Origin of the sequence: Frateuria sp. GZRe14 (genome assembly GCF_051900395.1) — a bacterium.
In the GTDB taxonomy this organism is placed as follows: domain Bacteria; phylum Pseudomonadota; class Gammaproteobacteria; order Xanthomonadales; family Rhodanobacteraceae; genus Frateuria_A; species Frateuria_A edaphi.
Window position 1 is genome coordinate 2301292 of record NZ_JBHZGJ010000001.1, and the last position, 20326, is coordinate 2321617.

General features: G+C 67.7%; 12 protein-coding genes and 3 pseudogenes. 8 read left to right on the forward strand and 7 right to left on the reverse strand.

Annotated features, from left to right (window positions below; all coding sequences use genetic code 11):
• Nucleotides 1–107: 107 nt before the first annotated feature.
• The 4 genes from sat to ACFWZ1_RS10560 are packed head-to-tail and all read right to left on the reverse strand — an operon-like array spanning nt 108 to nt 5595.
• On the reverse strand, nt 108–1325 hold the full coding sequence (gene sat / locus ACFWZ1_RS10545) for a sulfate adenylyltransferase (RefSeq protein WP_439666390.1): 1218 nt from the start codon (nt 1323–1325) through the stop codon (nt 108–110).
• A 42-nt stretch (nt 1326–1367) separates the two neighbouring features.
• Nucleotides 1368–2090: a phosphoadenylyl-sulfate reductase gene (locus tag ACFWZ1_RS10550; RefSeq protein ID WP_439666391.1), complete on the reverse strand. Its 723-nt coding sequence runs from the start codon at nt 2088–2090 to the stop codon at nt 1368–1370.
• Nucleotides 2087–3781, reverse strand: coding sequence for an assimilatory sulfite reductase (NADPH) hemoprotein subunit (cysI, locus tag ACFWZ1_RS10555; RefSeq protein WP_439666392.1), 1695 nt, complete (start codon nt 3779–3781; stop codon nt 2087–2089). The genes ACFWZ1_RS10550 and cysI overlap by 4 nt, the downstream gene beginning before the upstream one ends.
• A 2-nt stretch (nt 3782–3783) precedes the next feature.
• Entirely contained in the window at nt 3784–5595 is a 1812-nt protein-coding gene (locus ACFWZ1_RS10560) for an assimilatory sulfite reductase (NADPH) flavoprotein subunit (RefSeq protein ID WP_439666393.1), read from the reverse strand.
• A gap of 163 nt (nt 5596–5758) precedes the next feature.
• Between ACFWZ1_RS10560 and ACFWZ1_RS10565 the strand changes: the two genes are divergently transcribed.
• From ACFWZ1_RS10565 to ACFWZ1_RS10575, 3 genes are all read left to right on the forward strand, one after another.
• Complete coding sequence (locus ACFWZ1_RS10565; protein WP_439666394.1) at nt 5759–6508, forward strand: sulfite exporter TauE/SafE family protein; 750 nt, start codon at nt 5759–5761, stop codon at nt 6506–6508.
• A gap of 115 nt (nt 6509–6623) precedes the next feature.
• Complete coding sequence (locus tag ACFWZ1_RS10570; protein WP_439666395.1) at nt 6624–7808, forward strand: ribosomal protein uL16 3-hydroxylase; 1185 nt, start codon at nt 6624–6626, stop codon at nt 7806–7808.
• Nucleotides 7805–8305 (forward strand): hypothetical protein, encoded by a 501-nt coding sequence (locus ACFWZ1_RS10575; protein ID WP_439666396.1) that lies wholly within the window; start codon nt 7805–7807, stop codon nt 8303–8305. Before ACFWZ1_RS10570 ends, ACFWZ1_RS10575 begins: the two co-directional genes overlap by 4 nt.
• Nucleotides 8306–8375: 70 nt before the next feature.
• On the opposite strand, the gene ACFWZ1_RS10580 is transcribed toward ACFWZ1_RS10575, so the two are convergent.
• Genes ACFWZ1_RS10580 through ACFWZ1_RS10590 form a run of 3 tightly spaced genes read right to left on the reverse strand, consistent with a single transcriptional unit; the run spans nt 8376 to nt 9292 of the window.
• Nucleotides 8376–8642 (reverse strand): DUF5985 family protein, encoded by a 267-nt coding sequence (locus ACFWZ1_RS10580; RefSeq protein ID WP_231320507.1) that lies wholly within the window; start codon nt 8640–8642, stop codon nt 8376–8378.
• Nucleotides 8639–8917, reverse strand: a complete 279-nt coding sequence (locus ACFWZ1_RS10585) for a DUF5985 family protein (protein ID WP_231320509.1) — start codon at nt 8915–8917, stop codon at nt 8639–8641. The genes ACFWZ1_RS10580 and ACFWZ1_RS10585 overlap by 4 nt, the downstream gene beginning before the upstream one ends.
• Before the next feature lie 3 nt (nt 8918–8920).
• Nucleotides 8921–9292, reverse strand: a complete 372-nt coding sequence (locus ACFWZ1_RS10590) for a hypothetical protein (RefSeq protein ID WP_231320511.1) — start codon at nt 9290–9292, stop codon at nt 8921–8923.
• A 597-nt stretch (nt 9293–9889) separates the two neighbouring features.
• Here ACFWZ1_RS10590 and ACFWZ1_RS10595 point away from each other — a divergent pair.
• From ACFWZ1_RS10595 to ACFWZ1_RS10615, 5 genes and pseudogenes are all read left to right on the forward strand, one after another.
• Nucleotides 9890–13570 (forward strand): annotated as a pseudogene (locus ACFWZ1_RS10595) (HAMP domain-containing protein); the annotation flags it as partial.
• Nucleotides 13571–13732: 162 nt separating this feature from the next.
• A pseudogene (locus ACFWZ1_RS10600) lies at nt 13733–14107 on the forward strand (ATP-binding protein); the annotation flags it as partial.
• A 135-nt stretch (nt 14108–14242) separates the two neighbouring features.
• A pseudogene (locus tag ACFWZ1_RS10605) lies at nt 14243–15046 on the forward strand (response regulator); the annotation flags it as partial.
• An 18-nt stretch (nt 15047–15064) separates the two neighbouring features.
• Nucleotides 15065–17119, forward strand: coding sequence for a response regulator (locus ACFWZ1_RS10610; protein ID WP_439666397.1), 2055 nt, complete (start codon nt 15065–15067; stop codon nt 17117–17119).
• A gap of 343 nt (nt 17120–17462) precedes the next feature.
• Nucleotides 17463–20297: a 2-oxoglutarate dehydrogenase E1 component gene (locus ACFWZ1_RS10615; RefSeq protein WP_439666398.1), complete on the forward strand. Its 2835-nt coding sequence runs from the start codon at nt 17463–17465 to the stop codon at nt 20295–20297.
• The last annotated feature ends 29 nt before the right edge of the window (nt 20298–20326 follow it).

Below are 20326 nucleotides of genomic sequence, written 5' to 3' on the forward strand. Positions count from 1 at the left end.
CGGCGGTTGGCCTTCGCCCTCGCGTCCGCCTCTCCGAAAGAGGAGTGCTCAATCGGGGCTTCCTGCGCCCCTCCATGCCGTCTGCCCAAAAGGGGAGAAGAGCCGCCTTACGGGGAGGGAGGTGGATGCCGTTCGCGCAGGATCTTCACCACGTCGGGGAAGGAGAACCAGTCGGGGATCTCGCTGCCTTCGCGCAGGCGCCGACGCAGTTCGGTACCGGAGATGTCGCGCACCTCGTCCGCGGGCTGCACTTCGGTAGCCGGGATGTAGGCATCGCGGTTAACCGCGTAGACCATGGCCGGGAACGGCACGATCCGGATGCCGAGCTCCGCCTGGTGTTGCTCCAGGAGCTGCTGCGCCTCGTATGGGCCATAGAACGGCTTGCCGCTGGCGTCCTTGCCCGGGCCGGCGTGGTCGCGCCCCACGATGAAATGGCTGGCGCCATAGTTCTTGCGGATGATCGCGTGCCACATCGCCTCGCGCGGCCCGCCCATGCGCATGGCCAGCGGCAGCAACGACAACCTGGCCTGGCCCTCCGGGTAGTGCGAGAGCAGCGCGCGGTAGCAGCGCACGCGGGTGGAGTAGTCGACGTCATCGGGCTTGGTGCGCCCGACCGAGGGCTGGATCAGCAACCTGGCGCCGACCTGCTCGGCCGCGCGCAGCGTCAGTTCGCGGTGCGCGCGGTGCATGGGGTTGCGCGTCTGGAAGGCGACGATGCGGCTCCAGCCATTGGCTTCGAACCAGGCGCGCAGCGCGCGCGGCGTATCGCGCAGCTCGGCGAAATCCGGGTGCGCGGGCGGCCGCAGGCCACGCACGCGGCCACCCAGGTACACCGGTCCGGTCCGATCGAACAGTTCGGCCACGCCCGGGTGCGTGCGGTCGCTGGTGCCGAACACGCGCAGCGCCTCGTGGAGGCGGTCTGGCCAGTAAATGTCCTGAACCTCGAGAACCGCCAGCGGCATGCCCTCCTCGTCGCGCAGCACCACCTCGCTACCGATGGACAATTTGGCCGAGAAGGCCTCGTCCACGTCCAGCGTGATCGGCATCGGCCATAGCGTGCCGTCGGCCAGGCGCATGTCCTGCACCACGCCGTTGTAGTCGTTGCGGCCGAGAAAACCCTCCAGCGGCGAGAACGCGCCCGAAAGCAGCAGTTCCAGGTCGCACAGTTGGCGCGTGTTGAGCACCAGCGACGGCCAGTCGCCGATGCGCGCGCCGAGCGCCTCGGCTTCCGCCGACGGCAGGTACAGGTCTTTGAGCACGCCGCCGTGCGGGGCGATCAAGCGGTCGGTGGCGGCCGTATCGGCAGCGAGCGCAGTCACGTTCATGTGGCTCTCCTCCAGTCGCTGGTGATTAGGCTAGTCCAAGGCTCAAAGGATGTTGTGCAGGCCGCATTCACGCTTGAGCCCGAAGAAGCGCGTGTCCTCCGGGTCCATGCCCGGCTCCCAGCGGTGACTGGTGTGCACGTCGCCGATCGAGGTGTAGCCCTGTTCCCACAGCGGGTGGTAGGGAAGATCGTGGCGCTTGAGGTAGAGGCCGACGTCGCGGTCGGTCCAGTCGGCCAGCGGGTGGAATTTCCAGCGGCCGTTGCGGTGTTCGGCGAACTCCACGCCGGCGCGCGTGCTCGCCTGGCTGCGGCGCAGGCCGGCGAACCAGCCGGCCGCGCCCAGTTCCGCCAGCGCGCGCTGCATCGGTTCGACCTTGCGCATCTGGTTGTAGCGATCGATGCCGGCCACGCCCTGCTCCCACAGTCGGCCATGGCGGGCCTCCATCCAGGCCGGGCTCAGCGTGGCGCGGTAGACCCTGAGGTCGAGCTCGAGCCGCCCGGTGAGTTCGTCGACGAAGCGGTACGTTTCGGGAAACAGATAGCCGGTATCGATCAGGACCACCGGGATCCATGGCCGTTGCCGCGTGACCATGTGCAGCGACACCGCCGCCTGCGCGCCGAAGCTGGAGGACAACACGTGCTCGCCTGGCACATGTTCCAGCGCCCAGGCCACGCGCGCCTCGGCATCGAGCCCGGCCAGATGGGCGTTGATGTCGGCCAGCGCCTGCGGCTCGCCAACGGCCTGGCGAAGCATCGCCGCGTTCATCCGATCACCTCTGCCGGAATGCGGCGCGCAGGTCCCGGCGGCGCGAGGACACCGCTGCGCAGCAGGAAATCGCCGAAGCCTTCGCCGGGCGACCGCTCGGCGGCATAGCCGGCAAACAGGGGGTCGAGTGCGTCCAGAATTGCCTTCTCGTCCACGTTCTCGCGGTAGAGGGAATTCAGCCGCTGGCCGGCGAAGTCGGCACCCAGGCGCAGGTCGTAGCGGCCGGGCGCGCGGCCGACCAGCGCGATTTCGCCCAGGTACGGCCGGGAGCAGCCGTTCGGGCAACCGGAGAGGCGCAGCAGGATCGGTGCGTCCAGCAGGCCGTGGCGCGCCAGCCGCGCCTCGAGCTTGTCCAGGATCGTCGGCAGGTAGCGCTCGCTCTCGGCCATGGCCAGGCCGCAGGTCGGCAGCGCCACGCAGGCGATCGCGTGGCGACGGATCGCGCTCTGCCGGCGGTAGCCGTCCAAGCCATGGGCGGCAACGATGGCGTCGATGCGTTCGCGGTCGGCCGCTTGGACATTCGCGACGATCACGTTCTGGTTGCAGGTGAGGCGGAAGTCGCCGGTGTGCGCCGCCGCCAGTTCGCGCATGCCGCTGAGCAACCGGCGCTCAGCGCGGTCGAGCAGGCGGCCGGATTCGACATGCAGGGTGAGATGCCAGCGACCATCGCTGCCCTGCAACCAGCCGTAGCGGTCGCCGTTGTGCTCGAAGCGGTACGGGCGCGCGGCCTGCAGGTCGAAGCCCAGGCGCCGCTCCAGTTCGGCCTTGAACGCATCGGTGCCGCGCCGGTCCAGCGTGTACTTCAGCCGCGCGCACTTGCGCTCGCCGCGGTCGCCCCAGTCGCGCTGGATGGCGATGATCTGTTCGGCCGCGTCGCGCAACTGCCCCGGCTCGACGAAGCCGATCACCTCGGCCAGGCGCGGATAGGTGCCGGGATCGCCGTGGGTGGCGCCCATGCCGCCGCCGATGGCGAGGTTGAAGCCGGCGAGGCGGCCGTCCTCGGCAATGGCGATCAGCCCCAGGTCCTGCGCGAACACGTCGATATCGTTGAGCGGCGGAATCGCCAGACCGATCTTGAACTTGCGCGGCAGGTACGTGCGGCCGTAGAGCGGCTCGGGCTCGGGCTCGCCGACCAGCTTTTCGCCATCGAGCCAGAGCTCGTGGTAGGCGGTCGTCTTCGGCGCGAGCTCCTCGGACAGCTTCGCTGCCCAGGCGTAGGCCTCGGCATGAGCGTGCGACTGCACCGGCAACGGGGTACTCACCACGTTGCGCAGCACGTCGCCGCAGGCGGCGATGGTGCTGGCCATGGCGTCGTTGATCGCCGCGATCGTGGGCTTGAGGTCGCGTTTGAGGATGCCGTGCCACTGGAACGTCTGGCGTGTGGTGATACGCAGGCCGCTGCTGGCGTAGTCGCGGGCGAGCCGGTCGAACACCAGCCATTGCGCCGGCGTGACCACGCCACCGGGCAGGCGCGCGCGCAGCATGAAGCTGTAAAGCGGCTCCAGTTTCTGGCGGCGTCGTTCCTCGCGCAGGTCGCGATCGTCCTGCTGGTAGCTGCCGTGGAACTTGAGCAACTTCGTGTCGGCCTCGCCGATGGCGCCGGTGACCGGATCGGCCAGGCCGTCTGCGATGGAGCCGCGCAGCTGCCGGCTTTGATCCTTGATGTATTCGAGTTCGGAAAGCGCTGGCATGGTCAGTACACGTCGCGGGCGTAGCGGCCCTGGGTGAGGAGGTCGGTAAGCCATTCCCTGGCCGTGTCGGGGGAATGCCCGCCGTGGGCGATGGCGATGTCGAGCAGCGTCGCGTGCACGTCCTTCGCCATGTGCGTCGCGTCGCCGCACACGTACAGGTGCGCGCCGCCTTCGAGCCAGGCGTACAGCTCCCTTCCCTGTTCGCGCAGGCAGTCCTGCACGTAGACCTTTCGCGCGCCGTCACGGGAAAAAGCCAGGTCGAGGCGGTGCAGTGCCCCCGCTTTCAACGCTTCCTGCCATTCGACCTGATAGAGGAAATCGCGGGTGAAATGGCGGTTGCCGAACAGCAGCCAGTTGCGGCCGCGAGCGCCGGTTTCGCGACGGTCCTGCACGAAGGCTCGAAACGGCGCCACGCCCGTGCCCGGGCCGATCATGATGATGTCGCGGCGGTCGTCGGCGGGCAGGCGAAACCGGTCGTTGGTTTCGATGAACACCGGCACCGCGGCCGCGTCCTCCGCCGCCGACAGAAAGGCCGAGGCCGCGCCCCAGTGCGGCATGCCGAATGCCTCGTATTCCACCCGCGCGACCGTGAGGTGGACTTCCTCCTCGCCCACGGCACGCGGGCTGGAAGCGATGGAATACAGGCGCGGCGTGAGCGGACGGAGCGCGGCGACAAGTTCTTCCGCCCGCCACACCGCGCGGTAGCGGTGCAGCAGGTCGATCGGCTGGTGGGTGGCGAGCAGCTCGGCGAACGACGCCGCATTTTCCTTGCACAGTACGCGCATCAGGTCCGCGTGACCGCTGGCGGCCGCATGGGCGGCGACGAAGGCGCGGGTAAGCCGGGTCAGTTCGCGCTCGCGACCCAGCCATCGCGCGAGCGACAGGGTGCGGCCGTCGTGCGTCACCTCGTCCGCGCCGTCCAGGCGCAACGCGTGCAGGAATTGTTCGACCAGCGCCGGTGGATTGACCGGCCAGATGCCGATGGCGTCGCCGGGCGCATAGCGCAGACCCGAGCCTTCCAGCGACAGTTCCAGGTGATGCACGGCGCGTTCGCTCTCGCGCGAGACGATGCGCTGGTTACCCAGCACGGTGGCGGCGAAAGGATGCTCGCGCGAGTGTGTGCTGCGCGCGGGCAAGGTATGGACCGTGGCGTTCCGAGTGACGGACCGGGTCCTGCCAAGCGCCTCGCGCGCCTGTTCCAGCGCCTTGGCCGACCATGGGATGGCAACCTGGTCGATGTCGACGTCGGCCTCGCCCAGTGGCGCGAGGCGGCTGGCGCCCAGCTCGGCCAGGCGCGCGTCGAGCTGGCGACCGATCGCGCAGAACTGCGGGTAGCTCGAATCGCCCAGCCCCAGTACCGCGTAGTGAAGCCCGGGCATCCGGGGTGCGCGCTTGCCCACGACGAATTCGACGAAACCACGGGCATCGTCCGGTGGCTCGCCTTCGCCCTGGGTGCTGATCACGATCAGCAGATGGGTTTCTCTGGCCAGTTCGCGCAGCCCATAGGCATCCGCGCGCACCAGCCGCGCCGGCAGGCCGTCCGACTCGCTGCGCGCGGCCAACTGCTCGGCCAGCCGCCGGGCATTGCCGGTCTGGCTACCGTAAAGGATGGTCAGTCGCGGCGTTTCGCCGGCACCGGCGTGGGTATCGATCAGCGTGGCACCACGCTGCGCCAGGCCGGCGCGGGCCGCGCTCCAGGCGGCCACCCAGTACAGTTCCTCCGGCGCGAGACCTTCGGCCAGTCGGGCGAGCAAGGCCGTCTTTTCCGGCGCCAGGATGGTTGGCAAGGGCTCTGGTGCGGCCAGGGCGTTCACGTAATCTTGTCCTTTTGGACGTCCAAATGTGGGGCCCGGACAATCTAGGCGCGGTGGTCGCGCCAGGGAAAGGACAGCTCGGCATGTGGATATACCAGGCCCTTATTTCCGCGCATGGGCAGCGCCTTGGATACTCCAGCCACCCCTACGCCCGCGCGCATCGATGATGATTCCCGCCGAGTTCCTTACCTTTGCCGCCGTCGGCGTACTGGCCCAGCTGGTCGATGGCGCGTTGGGCATGGCCTATGGCGTGACTTCTGCGGCGATGCTGCTGGGGCTTGGCGTGCCGCCGGTCACCGCGACCGCGAGCGTGCACCAGGCCGAGGCGTTCACCTGCGGCGCGTCGGGCCTCAGCCACTGGCTTGCCGGCAACGTGCGCTGGCCGCTGTTCTGGATGCTGGCGATTCCGGGCGTGATCGGCGCCGTGATCGGCGCCGCGGTCGTGGTGCATGTTCCGGCGCAGTGGATGCGGTTGGCGCTGACGCCTTACCTGCTGGGCATGGGTGTGTTCCTGCTGATGCGTGGCGCGTTGGGACGCCCGCCCGGGCCGGACGTCCCCCGCGGCACGCCCGTGCTCGGGCTCGGCGCGGGCTTCGCCGACGCGGTGGCCGGCGGCGGCTGGAGCGCGCTCACCGTGACCACGCTGGTCGCCCGTGGCGCCACGCCGCGGATGGTGATCGGCACGGTGCACCTGGCCAAATGCGTGGTCAGCATCGCCGCCAGCATCAGCTTCCTGCTGATGATCGGCCTCAGCCATGGCACGGCCGTGCTCGGGTTGATCGCAGGCGGCGTCGCCGCCGCGCCGGTGGGAGCGATCTTTGCCCGGCGCATGCCCGCGCGGGTGGCGACGGTGCTGGCGGCGCTCGCCGTACTGGGCCTGGGCGTGAACAACGTGGTCAAGGCGTTCGGTTAGGCAACGCGCCGTGCAGGACCGCGCCGCGCAAACGCCATGCATTCGCGGCCGCGTGCGGGCACTTCCACGGGATTTCCCGGCACGCAGCCGGCTACCCGCACCTTACAATGCGCGGATGAACGAGCAACTCCCGATCGAAGTCCGAGGTTCGGCTAAACAACCGCTGGGCATGCCGCCCGCGCAATTCCTGCGTGACTACTGGCAAAAACGCCCGCTGCTGATCCGCAGCGCCTTCCCCGATTTCCAGCCGCCGCTGCGGCCGGATGACCTGGGCGGCCTGGCCTGCGAGGACGGTGCGCTGTCGCGGCTGATCGTCCACGACGAAGCGCGCGAGCGCTGGTCGGTGAAGACCGGGCCGCTCGACGAAGCCGATTTTTCGCGCACGCCCGACCGCAACTGGACGCTGCTGGTGCAGGACGTGGACAAGTGGGACGCCGACGTGGCGCAGCTGCTGGAGCATTTCCGCTTTCTGCCGAGCTGGCGGATCGACGACGTGATGGTGTCCTACGCCGAACCGGGTGGCGGCGTGGGCGCGCACGTGGACCAGTACGACGTGTTCCTGCTGCAGGCCCTGGGCTCGCGGCACTGGGCGATCAGCACCGACCCGGCGGCGCCGAAGGATTTCCGTCCCGACATCGAACTGAAGCAATTGGCGCATTTCGAGCCCACCCACGAGTGGCTGGTCGAGCCGGGCGACATGCTTTACCTGCCGCCGGGTGTGCCGCACGACGGCGTCGCTTTCGGCGGCCCGTGCATGACCTTCTCGGTCGGCATGCGCGCGCCCTCGCAGGCGGAACTCACCGGCGACCTGGCCGATTACCTCGCCGAGCGGCTGGACGAATCGCAGCGCTACACCGACCCCGACCTCGCCCCCGCACGTTCGACGGGCGAGATCGACGCCGCTGCACTGGAGCGCCTGCGCATCGCCCTGCCCTTCGCCAGCGCGCTCGACGAGGAAAGCCTGCGCGACTGGTTCGGGCGATTCATCACCCGCTACCGCAACGCCCAGACGCCGGCGACGCCGGCCAGGCCGATGACCCAGGCTGCCCTGCGCAAACGCCTGGACGGCGGCGCGACGCTATTGCGCCATCCATGGTCACGGCTGGCGTGGAGCCGCGGTCGGCGCGCGGCGGTGCTGTTCGCCAATGGCCACGCGTATGCCGCTCCGACCGACCTGGCCCGGCGCCTGTGCGCCGAACGCTCGCTCGCCTTCGACGACGCGCCCGGCGACGAGGCCATGGCGCTGCTGCTGACCCTGGTGAACGATGGCCACCTCGTGCCGCACAAAGGGCGCCGGTGACGAGCCATCCCGGCCCGGACGAATCCCTGCCGGTCGGTAGCCCGGCCGAACTGGCGTCTGCCCGGCAAGCCCTGCTGGTCGCGACGCGCCGACAGGTGGACATCCGCCTCCCGCGCCTGGACGACTCGCTTTACGCCAGCGCGGAAGAGATGGCCGAGCTGCGCCGCATCGCGACCGCCGGCCGTGGCGCGCAGATCCGCCTGTTGCTCAACGACCCGGCGACTGCCCTGCGCGATGGGCACCGCCTGATCCTGCTGATGCAGCGACTTCCGAGCGTTATCCAGGTACGCGTGCCGGTCGAGGAGATCGACCTGGGCAATCCGTCGGCATGCCTGCTGACCGATGGTGGCGGCTATCTGTTCCAGCCCGACGCCGAACGCGCGCAGGGACGTGCCGTACTGGCCGATCGCCCTGGCTGGGCACCGCTTCGGCAACAGTTCGACGAGATGTGGGAGCGCGCCGAGCGCGCGCGCACGTTGCAGCCGCTGGATCTGTAGGACGGGCCTAGGTTGGCTTACGGCCCAGTTCCCATCACGCACGGAAAAAAGCGGTGGACTGGAGCCAGCCCTACAGGACCTTCCGGTTCTTGCGGCCGATCGCCACGATGATGATCGCGAACGCCGCCAGGCGGACCAGATAGGCCGCGCTCCGGTCCTCGAAATACACGTTCGTCATCGCGATCACTATCTGGGCCACGCCCAGCAAGCCGAACGCCAGCGAAAAGGCGAGGAACAGCTTGTCGCCGGTGCGCCGCCAGAAACGCAGGAAGAACAGACCCCCGACGAAGAAGCCGAGCGTGACGGCACCGGAGAGGAAATAGATCAACAGCGTCATTCGCCTTCTCCGTTCCAGATGAAGCCGAACAACAGCGTTGCCACCGCCGCCAGCGACAACAGGGCGCGCGGGACGGCCAGGTCGACCGAACCGGGAAAGACGATCAGGTCAAGCACCAGCAGCAGGTTTTGCATCGCCAGCAGCAGGAAACACAGGGCGCTCCAGAACAGCAGCCCGGCGCGGGTCCGGTGGAAGCTGCGGCCAAGCATCACCGCACAGACCGTGCTGGCCAGGAAACACAACAGGTAAACCGCCGGTGCGAAGTATTGGGACACGCGCTAGTCCTTACGGAATCGAAAGGCGTCGGCGAACGCGACGAGGTTGTCGGATCGCGACCGCATGATCAGCCGCAGCACGGCGTCGGGCGAGCGCACGTACAGGGCCTGGGAGGCTTCGACGAGTTCGTGGAGATCTTCGGAGGCCGGGCCGTAGCGGACCAGATCGTCGCTCTCGCGCACGATCAGGCCAGCGGCGTGGAGAGATTCCACCGCCTGGCTCACGACCAGTTCGCTGGCTCGCAGCGCATCGACCAGTTCCGGAGAGGACCAGCAGCGCGCGGGATCGCGCAGCAGCAGGAACAATAGTTCCATCGACCAGATGGACCGGAATGTCGACCGCAGAAAACCGGCTACATCCTTCTCCAATGGCATGCCGAAGTTCGCCCCCTTGTCTGGCGGATCACGCGGGCCCCCTCAAACCCCCAAAAGCCGATCCCGAAGCGGAGCGACCTGCTGTAGCAGCCGCCCGCATTCTATGGACTCTTTCCCACGAAGCCAACCCGGCCCCATGCTATGGTTCGGCGGCGCCGGAAGGCCGGACACGGCACCAGGAGGGGGCGTCGGTGGAGAAGCGTTGACCTGGGAACCATGGCGCGGGCCGCGCCATGGCACGTTCGTGCCCGGGTCGCCACCTGTCCACCGCGTTGGCCGGTTGAAGCATGGGTTCAGCGTGGGACGTGCACCCTCGGCGGCTTGCCCCTCGAATGCCGGGTGCCAGCCACGTATCCATGACTCGACCCTGGACAGGACGTGCTGTCACCACAGGAGACTCATGTGAGCGCCGAAATTCGCCTGGAATCGCTGGACCGTGCCCAGCTCATCGCTGCCCTGCGCAGTCTTCGCAGCGGCGACTTCAGCGTGCGCCTGCCCGAGAGCGGCCCCGGCGCCGACGTCGAAGTGGCGCGGCTCTTCAATGAAGTCGTCGGTTTCAACCGGCAGCTGACCGACGAACTGGAACGCCTGTCGATCGTGGTCGGCAAGGAAGGCCGCATCAACCAGCGCGGCCGCGTCAAGGCGGCCACCGGCGGCTGGGAAAGCGCGATCCGCTCGGTCAACGACCTGATCGAGGACATGGTCCAGCCCACTGCCGAAGTGGCGCGCGTGATCGGCGCGGTGGCCAAGGGCGACCTGTCCCAGACCATGACGGTGGAGATCGATGGACGCCCGCTGCGCGGCGAGTTCCTGCGCATCGGCAAGGTGGTGAACACGATGGTGGCGCAGCTCGCCTCGTTCGCCTCCGAGGTGACCCGCGTGGCCCGCGAAGTGGGTACCGAGGGCAAGCTGGGTGGCCAGGCGACCGTGAAGGGCGTGGCCGGCACCTGGAAGGACCTGACCGACAACGTCAACGCCATGGCCACCAACCTGACCGGCCAGGTGCGCAACATCGCGGAGGTGACCACGGCCGTGGCCTCCGGCGACCTCTCCAAGAAGATCACGGTGGAGGTCAAGGGCGAGATCCTCGAGCTCAAGAACACCATCAATACGATGGTGGACCAGCTCAACTCCTTCGCTTCGGAAGTGACCCGCGTGGCGCGCGAGGTGGGTACCGAAGGCAAGCTTGGCGGCCAGGCCCAGGTGCCTGGCGTCGCGGGTACGTGGAAGGACCTGACCGACAACGTGAACCTCATGGCCGACAACCTCACCGGCCAGGTGCGAAACATCGCCGAGGTGACCACGGCGGTGGCCTCGGGCGATCTTTCCAAGAAGATCACGGTGGAGGTCAAGGGCGAGATCCTGGAGCTCAAGAACACCATCAACGTGATGGTGGATCAGCTGAACGCCTTCGCCTCGGAAGTGACCCGCGTGGCCCGCGAAGTGGGTACCGAAGGCAAGCTTGGCGGCCAGGCGCAGGTGCCGGGCGTCGCCGGCACCTGGAAGGACCTGACCGACAACGTGAACCTGATGGGTGACAACCTCACCGGCCAGGTGCGAAACATCGCCGAGGTGACCACCGCGGTGGCCCGTGGCGACCTTTCCAAGAAGATCACGGTGGAGGTCAAGGGCGAGATCCTGGAGCTCAAGAACACCATCAACGTGATGGTGGACCAGCTGAACGCGTTCGCGTCGGAAGTGACGCGCGTGGCGCGCGAAGTGGGTACCGAAGGCAAGCTTGGCGGCCAGGCCACGGTGCCCGGCGTGGCCGGCACCTGGGCCGACCTGACCGACAACGTGAACCTCATGGCCGACAACCTGACCGGCCAGGTGCGAAACATCGCCGAGGTCACGGTGGCGGTGGCGCGCGGCGATCTTTCCAAGAAGATCACGGTGGACGTCAAGGGCGAGATCCTCACCCTCAAGGACACCATCAACGTAATGGTGGACCAGTTGAACTCCTTCGCCTCGGAAGTGACCCGCGTGGCGCGCGAGGTGGGTTCGGAAGGCAAGCTCGGCGGCCAGGCGCAGGTGCCCGGCGTCGCCGGCACCTGGAAGGACCTCACCGACAACGTGAACCTGATGGCCGGCAACCTCACCGGCCAGGTGCGAAACATCGCCGAGGTAACCACCGCGGTGGCCCGCGGTGACCTTTCCAAGAAGATCACGGTGGACGTCAAGGGCGAGATCCTCGAGCTCAAGAACACCATCAACGTGATGGTGGACCAGCTCAACTCCTTCGCCTCGGAAGTGACCCGCGTGGCGCGCGAGGTGGGTTCGGAAGGCAAGCTCGGCGGCCAGGCGCAGGTGCCCGGCGTGGGCGGTACCTGGAAGGACCTCACCGACAACGTGAACGCGATGGCCGCCAACCTGACCGGCCAGGTGCGAAACATCGCCGAGGTGACGACCGCGGTGGCGCTGGGCGATCTTTCCAAGAAGATCACCGTGGACGTCAAGGGCGAGATCCTGGAGCTCAAGAACACTATCAACACGATGGTGGACCAGCTCAACTCCTTCGCCTCGGAAGTGACCCGCGTGGCGCGCGAGGTGGGTACCGAAGGCAAGCTCGGTGGCCAGGCGCAGGTGCGCGGCGTGGCGGGCACCTGGAAGGACCTCACCGACAACGTGAACCTGATGGCCGACAACCTCACCGGCCAGGTGCGAAACATCGCCGACGTGACGACCGCGGTGGCGCGCGGCGACCTTTCCAAGAAGATCACGGTGGACGTCAAGGGCGAGATCCTCGCGCTCAAGGACACCATCAACGTGATGGTGGACCAGTTGAACGGCTTCGCCTCCGAGGTGACCCGCGTGGCGCGCGAGGTGGGTACCGAGGGCAAGCTCGGCGGCCAGGCGCAGGTGCCCGGCGTGGGCGGCACCTGGAAGGACCTCACCGACAACGTGAACCTGATGGCCACCAACCTGACCAACCAGGTGCGCGGCATCGCCGACGTCGTGACCGCGGTGGCGCAGGGCAACCTCAAGCGCAAGCTGCAGGTGGACGCCAAGGGCGAGATCGCGGCGCTGGCCGACACCATCAACGGCATGATCGAGACGCTCGCCACCTTCGCCGACCAGGTGACCAACATGGCGCGCGAGGTGGGTATCGAGGGCAAGCTCGGCGGCCAGGCGCGCGTGCCCGGCGCCGCGGGTTTGTGGCGCGACCTCACCGACAACGTGAACCAGCTGGCCGCGAACCTCACCAACCAGGTGCGCTCGATCGCCGACGTGGCGACTGCGGTGACCAAGGGCGATCTGTCCCGTTCGATCGCGGTGGCCGCCTCGGGCGAGATGGCCGCGTTGAAGGACAACATCAACGAGATGATCCGCAACCTCAAGGACCAGACCTTGAAGAATGCGGAACAGGACTGGCTCAAGACCAACCTCGCCCGTTTCTCGCGCATGCTCCAGGGCGTGCGCGACCTGGCGACGGTATCGAACCTGATCATGTCCGAGCTCGCGCCGCTGGTGAACGCGCAGTACGGCGTGTTCTACGTCGCCCGCCGCGAGGACAACGAAACCGTGCTGGACCTGGTCGCCAGCTACGGCGCCGAGAGCCGCGATCAGTTGAAGCCCACCTTCAAGCTGCGCGAGGGCCTGGTTGGCCAGTGCGCGGCCGACAAGCGGGCGATGCTGATGACCGACATCCCGGAGAACTTCATCCGCATCGGTTCGGGCCTGGGCCACGCGCCGCCGGCCAACGTGGCGATCCTGCCGGCGTTGTTCGAGGACGACGTCAAGGCGGTCATCGAGCTGGCTTCGTTCAACCGTTTCAACGAGACCCACCAGAACTTCCTCGACCAGCTGATGGAATCGGTCGGCATCGTGCTCAACACGATCGCCGCGACGATGCGCACCGAAGGCCTGCTCAAGCAGTCCCAGCTTCTCACCCAGGAGCTGCAGGCGCGCCAGACCGAGCTCACCACGAAGCAGGAAGAGCTGCACGCCACCAACGAGGAGCTGCAGGAGAAGGCCCAGCTGCTGGAGAACGAAAAGAAGCAGGTGGAGGCCAAGAACTTCGAGATCGACATGGCCCGCCGCGCGGTGGAGGAAAAGGCCGAGCAGCTGGCCCTCACCTCCAAGTACAAGTCCGAGTTCCTGGCCAACATGAGCCACGAGCTGCGCACGCCGCTCAATTCGCTGCTGATCCTCTCGCGCCTGCTGGCGGACAATCCGCAGGGCAACCTGAGCGAGAAGCAGACCGAGTTCGCCCGCACCATCCATTCGGCCGGCTCGGACCTCCTGAGCCTGATCAACGACATCCTGGACCTTTCCAAGATCGAGTCCGGCACGGTCTCCATCGAGATCGGCGACATGCCCTTGAGCGGGCTCAAGCAGCACATGGAACGCACCTTCCGGCAGCTTGCCAGCGACAAGAACCTGGATTTCAAGGTGGAGTTCGACCCGGCCCTGCCCGCCTCCATCCGCACCGACGAGAAGCGCCTGCAGCAGGTGGTTCTGAACCTGCTCTCCAACGCCTTCAAGTTCACCGGCGAGGGCAGCGTCACGCTGGCCGTGCGGCCGGTGTCCGGCGGCTGGAGTACCAACCACCCGGTGTTGCGCTATGCCGAACACGCTATCGAGATCGCCGTCACCGACACCGGCATCGGCATTCCCAAGGAAAAACAGAAACTCATCTTCGAAGCGTTCCAGCAGGCCGACGGCACCACCAGCCGCAAGTACGGCGGCACCGGCCTGGGCCTCTCGATCAGCCGCGAGATCGCGCGCCTGATCGGCGGTGAACTGCAGGTGCGCTCGACCCCGGGCGTGGGTTCGACCTTCACCCTGTTCGTACCGCTGGAGGCACTCTCGCCCGTATCCGTGCCACTGGGGACCAGCAACGCCCGCTACGACAACAGCGGCGCCACGGTGCCGGGCGCCCTGCCCGCGCCGATGGAGGTCACCGACGATCGCGATGCATTGGGCGACTCGCCGTTCGTGCTGATCGTGGAGGACGACCCGACCTTCGCCTCGATCCTGCTGGACATCGCCCGCGACGCCGGCCTCAAGGGCGTGGTTTCCACCGCCGGCGCCGGCACGCTGACGCTCGCGCGCAAGCTGCAGCCGCATGCGATCACGCTGGACCTTGGCCTGTCCGACATCGACGGCTTCGTGCTGCTGGACCTGCTCAAGCACGATCCGCAGACCATGCACATGCCGATCCAGGTGATCTCCGGCGCGGACAAGCTTGGCTCGGCGCTCAGCCTGGGCGCGTTCGGCGTCACCGAAAAGCCGGCCGCGCCCGAGCAACTGGCCGACGTGTTCAAGCGCCTGGCCGGCCACATCCGCCAGACGCCCGCGCCGCAGGCGATGCCGGAAGCCACCGGTGGCATGCGTCCCGTGCCTGAGCTGGGTGGCGCGCGCATCCTCATCGTGGACGACGACATCCGCAACATCTATTCGCTGACCAGCGTGCTGGAAAGCCACGGCGTGGAAGTCATGCATGCCGAGGGCGGCCGCGAGGGCATCGCGATTCTGGAACAGACGCCTGGGATCGACATCGCCCTGATCGACATCATGATGCCGGAGATGGACGGCTACGAAACCATGCAGCAGATCCGCGCCCAGCCGGCGCTGGCCGAGGTGCCCCTGATCGCGGTCACCGCCAAGGCGATGAAGGGCGACCGTCAGAAGTGCCTGGACGCGGGCGCTTCGGACTACATCGCCAAGCCGGTCGACATCGAACTGCTGCTGGCGCTGCTTCGCGTGTGGCTTGCCCGCTCGCGCGAGCGGTCGCCCGCCATCGCGCTGTAGCGCGGAGCCCAGGAACCCATGAACGTACCTGTTTCCCGCCAGTCCCCGTCCGCCACGCGCCGCGGCCGCCCGTCCGAACCACCGGAGCGGGCGCGCATCCTCATCGTCGACGACGACGAGCGCAACCTGCTGGCCATCCGCACCGTGCTGGAAGACATTGCCGACGTGGTGCTCGCCCGTTCCGGCGAGGACGCGCTCAGGCAACTGCTCAAGGGCGAGTTCGCGGTGATCCTGCTGGACGTCTACATGCCCGGCATGGACGGCTACGAGACCGCGCAGATCATCCGCGCGCGCGAGCAAACCAAGCGCATCCCGATCATCTTCCTGTCGGCGGTCAACAAGGAGACCGAACACCTGATCCGCGGCTATTCCATGGGCGCGGTCGACTATGTGTTCAAGCCGGTCGAGCCGGTGGTGCTGCGCTCCAAGGCGGCGGTGTTCGTCGACCTGTACATGATGACCCGCGAGGTGCGCCGCAAGGCCAGGCAGGAGCAGGAACTGCTGGACGCCAACCTGCGCGCCAACGCCGAGCGCCTGCGTGCCGAACAGGAGCTGCGCCTGGCCGAACAGCGCCAGGCGGCGATCATCCATTCGCTGCCGCTGGTGCTTTACCTGGAGGACCAGGATGCGACGCCGCGCATGCCCAAGTTCGTCAGCGGCAACTTCACCGCGGTCACGGGATTCAACTACGACGACGTGGTCGCCACGCCGACGCTTTGGCTGGACCGGCTTCATCCGGAAGACCGCGGCCGCGTCGCGGACGCCCTGAGTGCGCGACGCCAGGGCCGCGCCTATGCGGTCGAGTACCGGTGGCAGTGCGCCGACGGCACCTACAAGCATTTCCTCGACCAGGCCGTGCTGCTGCGCGACGCCGACGGTCGTCCGCTGGAGTACGCCGGCACCCTGCTCGACGTCACCGACCGCAAGAACCTCGAAACGCAGCTGCTGCACGTGCGCAAGATGGACGCGCTGGGGCAGCTGACCGGCGGCATCGCGCACGACTTCAACAACCTGTTGGCCGCCGTGCTCGGCGGGCTGGGCCTGATCGAGCGGCGTGTCACGCTGGCCGACGACCAGCGCAAGGTGCTGGACATGACCCGGCACGCCGCGCAGCAGGGCGCCGAGCTGGTCTCCCGGTTGTTGGCTTTCGCCCGCAAGCAGAAGCTCGAGCCCGCGCACATCGACATGACCGAGCTGTCCGGCAGCGTCACCCAGCTGCTGGGGTACACGCTGGGCGGGCTTGTCGCGCTGGAATGGGAGCTGCAGGAGGACCTGTGGTCGCCCTACGCCGATGAGACCCAACTCGAACTGGCGCTGATGAACCTGGCGATCAATGCCCGCGACGCCATGCCCGAGGGCGGCAAGATCTGCATCGCGTGCCGCAACGTGAGCATCGGCACCGGCAACGAGGCGGCCGCAGGCGACTATGTGGTGCTGGCGGTCTCCGACACCGGCTGCGGCATCCCCCCCGACATGCTCGAGCGCGTCACCGAGCCGTTCTTCACCACCAAGGCCGTCGGCAAGGGCACCGGCCTGGGCCTGTCCATGGTCTACGGATTCGCCCAGCAGTCCGGCGGCACCATGCGCATCGAAAGCCATGTGGACCAGGGCACGGTCGTCGAACTGTGGTTGCCGCGCGCGCCCGAGGCCGCGCGCCGCCCGGCGGCCCCTGCGATCGACAGCACGTCCGCGGGGAACCGCGGCCGCCACATCCTGCTCGTCGACGACCACGAAGGCGTGCGCGCCACCACCGCGGCGATGCTGGAGGACCTGGGCCACATGGTCGTCACGGCCGCCGATGGCGAGCACGTAAGCCAGCTGATCCAGGCCGACCATCTCCAGGCGATCGACTTCATCATCAGCGACTACGCCATGCCGCTGGTCTCGGGTTCGGAAGTGATCCGCAAGCTGCGCGCGGTCAAGCCGGGGCTGCCGGGCATCATCATCAGCGGTTACGCCGACAAGGAAGCGATTTCCGGCGCGCCCGAAGGGGTGATCGTGGTGTCCAAACCTTTCACACCGACGCAGTTGCAGGACGCGATCGTTGCCGCGGCGCACGTCAGCCGTAATTGAATCGGCCCTTTTTGCGTGCCCTCGCCGGAGCGCGCTCGTGGGCTCCACCGACGTGGTCGCCGCGCTCGGGCAAACCTGGAGTTCTCCCGCAAGCGCGGGCAACTGAACGGTGGCTGGACCGCCGCCCCCTTTGGCGCCAGGGGCCTCGACCGCTCCAAGGCACCGTGCGATGCCAATCCTCGTCGCGCGACCTTGAAATCCGCTTCCCCACCGCGACCTCCGAAGCGTTGTCCGGCTTGCCGCGGCGCAGCAGGCCCGGCGTATAATCGTTAAGATTGCATACGGCCGTCCGCCCTTCCCCAGTCGGACGGCCGCAAAGCCTCCCTTCCCTGCCGGTGGTGACGTGAGCACGAACCTGATTCGCGAGTTTTCCGAGTCCTCCCAACTCGCTGGCGGCAACGCCGATTACGTCGAACAGTTGTACGAGTCCTGGCTGGCCGACCCTGCGTCGGTCACCGCCGATTGGGCCGGTTACTTCGAATCGTTCAAGGGTCGTGGCAGCGACATCCCGCACTCGTCCGTCATCGCCCGCATCGAGGCGGCGCAGAAACAGCGTCGCGCTTCCGGTGCCCCGGTCGACGACGCCCACGCCCGCAAGCAGGCCGGCGTGCTGCGCCTGCTGACCGCCTACCGTTCGCGCGGCCACCTGGCGGCCAACCTGGACCCGCTGGGCCTGGCCAACAAGATGGAGGCGCCAGACCTGGGGCTGGCCTTCCACGGCCTGTCCGACGCGGACCTGGACACCGAATTCGACTGCGGCACGTTCGCCGGCGGCGGCCAGCGCATGAAGCTGCGCGAGCTGCTTGCCCGCCTGAAGAAGATCTACGCCAGCACGATCGGCGCGGAGTTCATGTACATCTCCGACCACGCGCAGCGCGCATGGATCTACTCCCGGCTGGAGCAGGCCAACGGCAGCGCCGGCCTGGACGCGGCCGGCAAGAAGCGCGTGCTGGCGGGCCTGACCGCGGCGGAGGGCCTGGAGCGCTACCTGCACACCAAGTACGTCGGCCAGAAGCGCTTCTCGCTGGAGGGCGGCGACAGCCTGATCCCGATGGTCGACGACGTCGTCAGCGCCGCCGGCGACAATGGCGTGAAGGATGTCGTCATCGGCATGGCCCATCGCGGCCGCCTGAACGTGCTGGTCAACATCCTGGGCAAGCCGCCCAAGACTTTGTTCGACGAGTTCGAGGGCAAATTCGAACACCCGGATGACCCGGCCCACTCGGGCGACGTGAAGTACCACATGGGCTTCTCCGCCGACGTCAGGACGCCCAAGGGCAACGGCGTGCACGTGGCGCTGGCGTTCAATCCCTCGCACCTGGAAATCGTCAACCCGGTGGTCGCCGGCTCCGTGCATGCGCGGCAGATCCGCCGGCACGACGGCGAGCACACCCAGTCAATGGCGGTGCTGATCCATGGTGACGCGGCCTTCGCCGGCCAGGGCGTCAACATGGAGCTGTTCCAGATGTCGCAGGCGCGCGGCTTCAAGATCGGCGGCAGCCTGCACATCGTGATCAACAACCAGGTGGGTTTCACCACCTCCAACCCGCAGGACGCGCGCTCCACGCTGTACTGCACCGACCTGGCCAAGATGGTCAACGCGCCGGTGCTGCACGTGAACGGCGACGACCCCGAAGCGGTGATTGAAGTCACCCGCCTGGCTTACGACTTCCGCAAGCAGTTCCGCAAGGACGTCGTGATCGACCTGGTGTGCTACCGCCGCCACGGCCACAACGAGGCGGACGAGCCCGCGGCGACGCAGCCGGTGATGTACCAGATCATCCGCAAGCGTCCGACCACCCGCGATCTCTACCAGCAGCAGCTGGTGAAGGAGGGCGTGCTGGCCGAAGGTGACGCGCAGAAGGAACTCGACACCTACCGCGACCGCCTGGAAGCCGGCGGGTCGATGACCGCGCTCGATCCGGCCCCGCAACGCGACGTGCACGTGGACTGGAGCCGCTTCATCGGCGGCAAGCTTTCCACCAGGACCGATACCGGCGTGCCGAAGCAGAAGTTGCTGGAGCTGGCCAACCGCATCCTGGAGCTGCCCTCCGACGTCACGCTGCAGCCGCGCGTGGCCAAGATCTACGACGACCGCCGCAAGATGGCCGCGGGCGAGCATCCGGCCGACTGGGGCTTCGCCGAGAACCTGGCCTACGCCACGCTGATCGACCAGGACTACAACCTGCGCCTGGTCGGCCAGGACTCCGGCCGCGGCACCTTCTTCCATCGCCACGCGGTGCTGCACGACCAGAAGGACGGCCACACCTACATGCCGCTGGCCACCGTGCGCGCGGGCGCCGACGTCGAGATCATCGACTCGCTGCTCTCGGAGGAAGCGGTGATGGCGTTCGAGTACGGCCATGCCACGACCGACCCGCAGACGCTGGACATCTGGGAAGGGCAGTTCGGCGACTTCGCCAACGGCGCGCAGGTGGTCATCGATCAGTTCATCAGTTCCGGCGAAGCCAAGTGGAACCGCCTGTGCGGCCTGGCGCTGTTCCTGCCGCACGGCTACGAAGGTCAGGGCCCGGAGCATTCCTCCGCCCGCCTGGAGCGCTTCCTGCAGCTGTGCGCGATGGACAACATGCAGGTGTGCGTGCCGACCACCCCCGCGCAGGCCTTCCACATGATCCGCCGCCAGATGGTGCGCCCGGTGCGCAAGCCGCTGATCGTGATGACGCCCAAGTCGCTGCTGCGCCACAAGCTCGCGGTCTCCTCGCTGGACGAACTGGCCAGTGGCGAGTTCCAGCTGGTGATCGGCGAGCACCGCGACCTGGCGGCCAAGAAGGTCAAGCGCGTGGTGCTCTGCTCGGGCAAGGTCTATTACGACCTGCTCGAGGACGCGGAGAAGCGCGAGCTCACGGACGTCGCCATCGTGCGCGTCGAGCAGCTCTATCCGTTCCCGCGCCCGCGCGTGGTCGAGGAACTGGCCAGGTATCCCTCCGCCAAGGAAGTGGTGTGGTGCCAGGAAGAGCCGATGAACCAGGGCGCCTGGTTCCAGATCCGCCACCATCTGCAGGCCTGCGTGGGCACCAAGCACAGCCTTTCCTATGCCGGCCGTGGCCGCTCCCCGGCGCCGGCCGCCGGCCACCTCAACACCCACGTCGCCGAACAGACGGCGCTCGTCGAGCAGGCGCTGGTCGCGCCGGTCGGCGACGACCAGGCGGCAGAGTAAGCTTTTTCGGATCAATGCGGCCAGGATGG

What these genes read in the sequence shown, in the direction of transcription:
- ACFWZ1_RS10610 (WP_439666397.1), top strand. Translation starts at nt 15,065, where the DNA reads ATGAACGTACCTGTTTCCCGCCAGTCCCCGTCCGCCACGCGCCGCGGC.
- ACFWZ1_RS10580 (WP_231320507.1), bottom strand. Translation starts at nt 8,642, where the DNA reads ATGACGCTGTTGATCTATTTCCTCTCCGGTGCCGTCACGCTCGGCTTC.
- sat (WP_439666390.1), bottom strand. Translation starts at nt 1,325, where the DNA reads ATGAACGTGACTGCGCTCGCTGCCGATACGGCCGCCACCGACCGCTTG.
- ACFWZ1_RS10570 (WP_439666395.1), top strand. Translation starts at nt 6,624, where the DNA reads ATGAACGAGCAACTCCCGATCGAAGTCCGAGGTTCGGCTAAACAACCG.
- ACFWZ1_RS10565 (WP_439666394.1), top strand. Translation starts at nt 5,759, where the DNA reads ATGATGATTCCCGCCGAGTTCCTTACCTTTGCCGCCGTCGGCGTACTG.
- cysI (WP_439666392.1), bottom strand. Translation starts at nt 3,781, where the DNA reads ATGCCAGCGCTTTCCGAACTCGAATACATCAAGGATCAAAGCCGGCAG.
- ACFWZ1_RS10550 (WP_439666391.1), bottom strand. Translation starts at nt 2,090, where the DNA reads ATGAACGCGGCGATGCTTCGCCAGGCCGTTGGCGAGCCGCAGGCGCTG.
- ACFWZ1_RS10590 (WP_231320511.1), bottom strand. Translation starts at nt 9,292, where the DNA reads ATGCCATTGGAGAAGGATGTAGCCGGTTTTCTGCGGTCGACATTCCGG.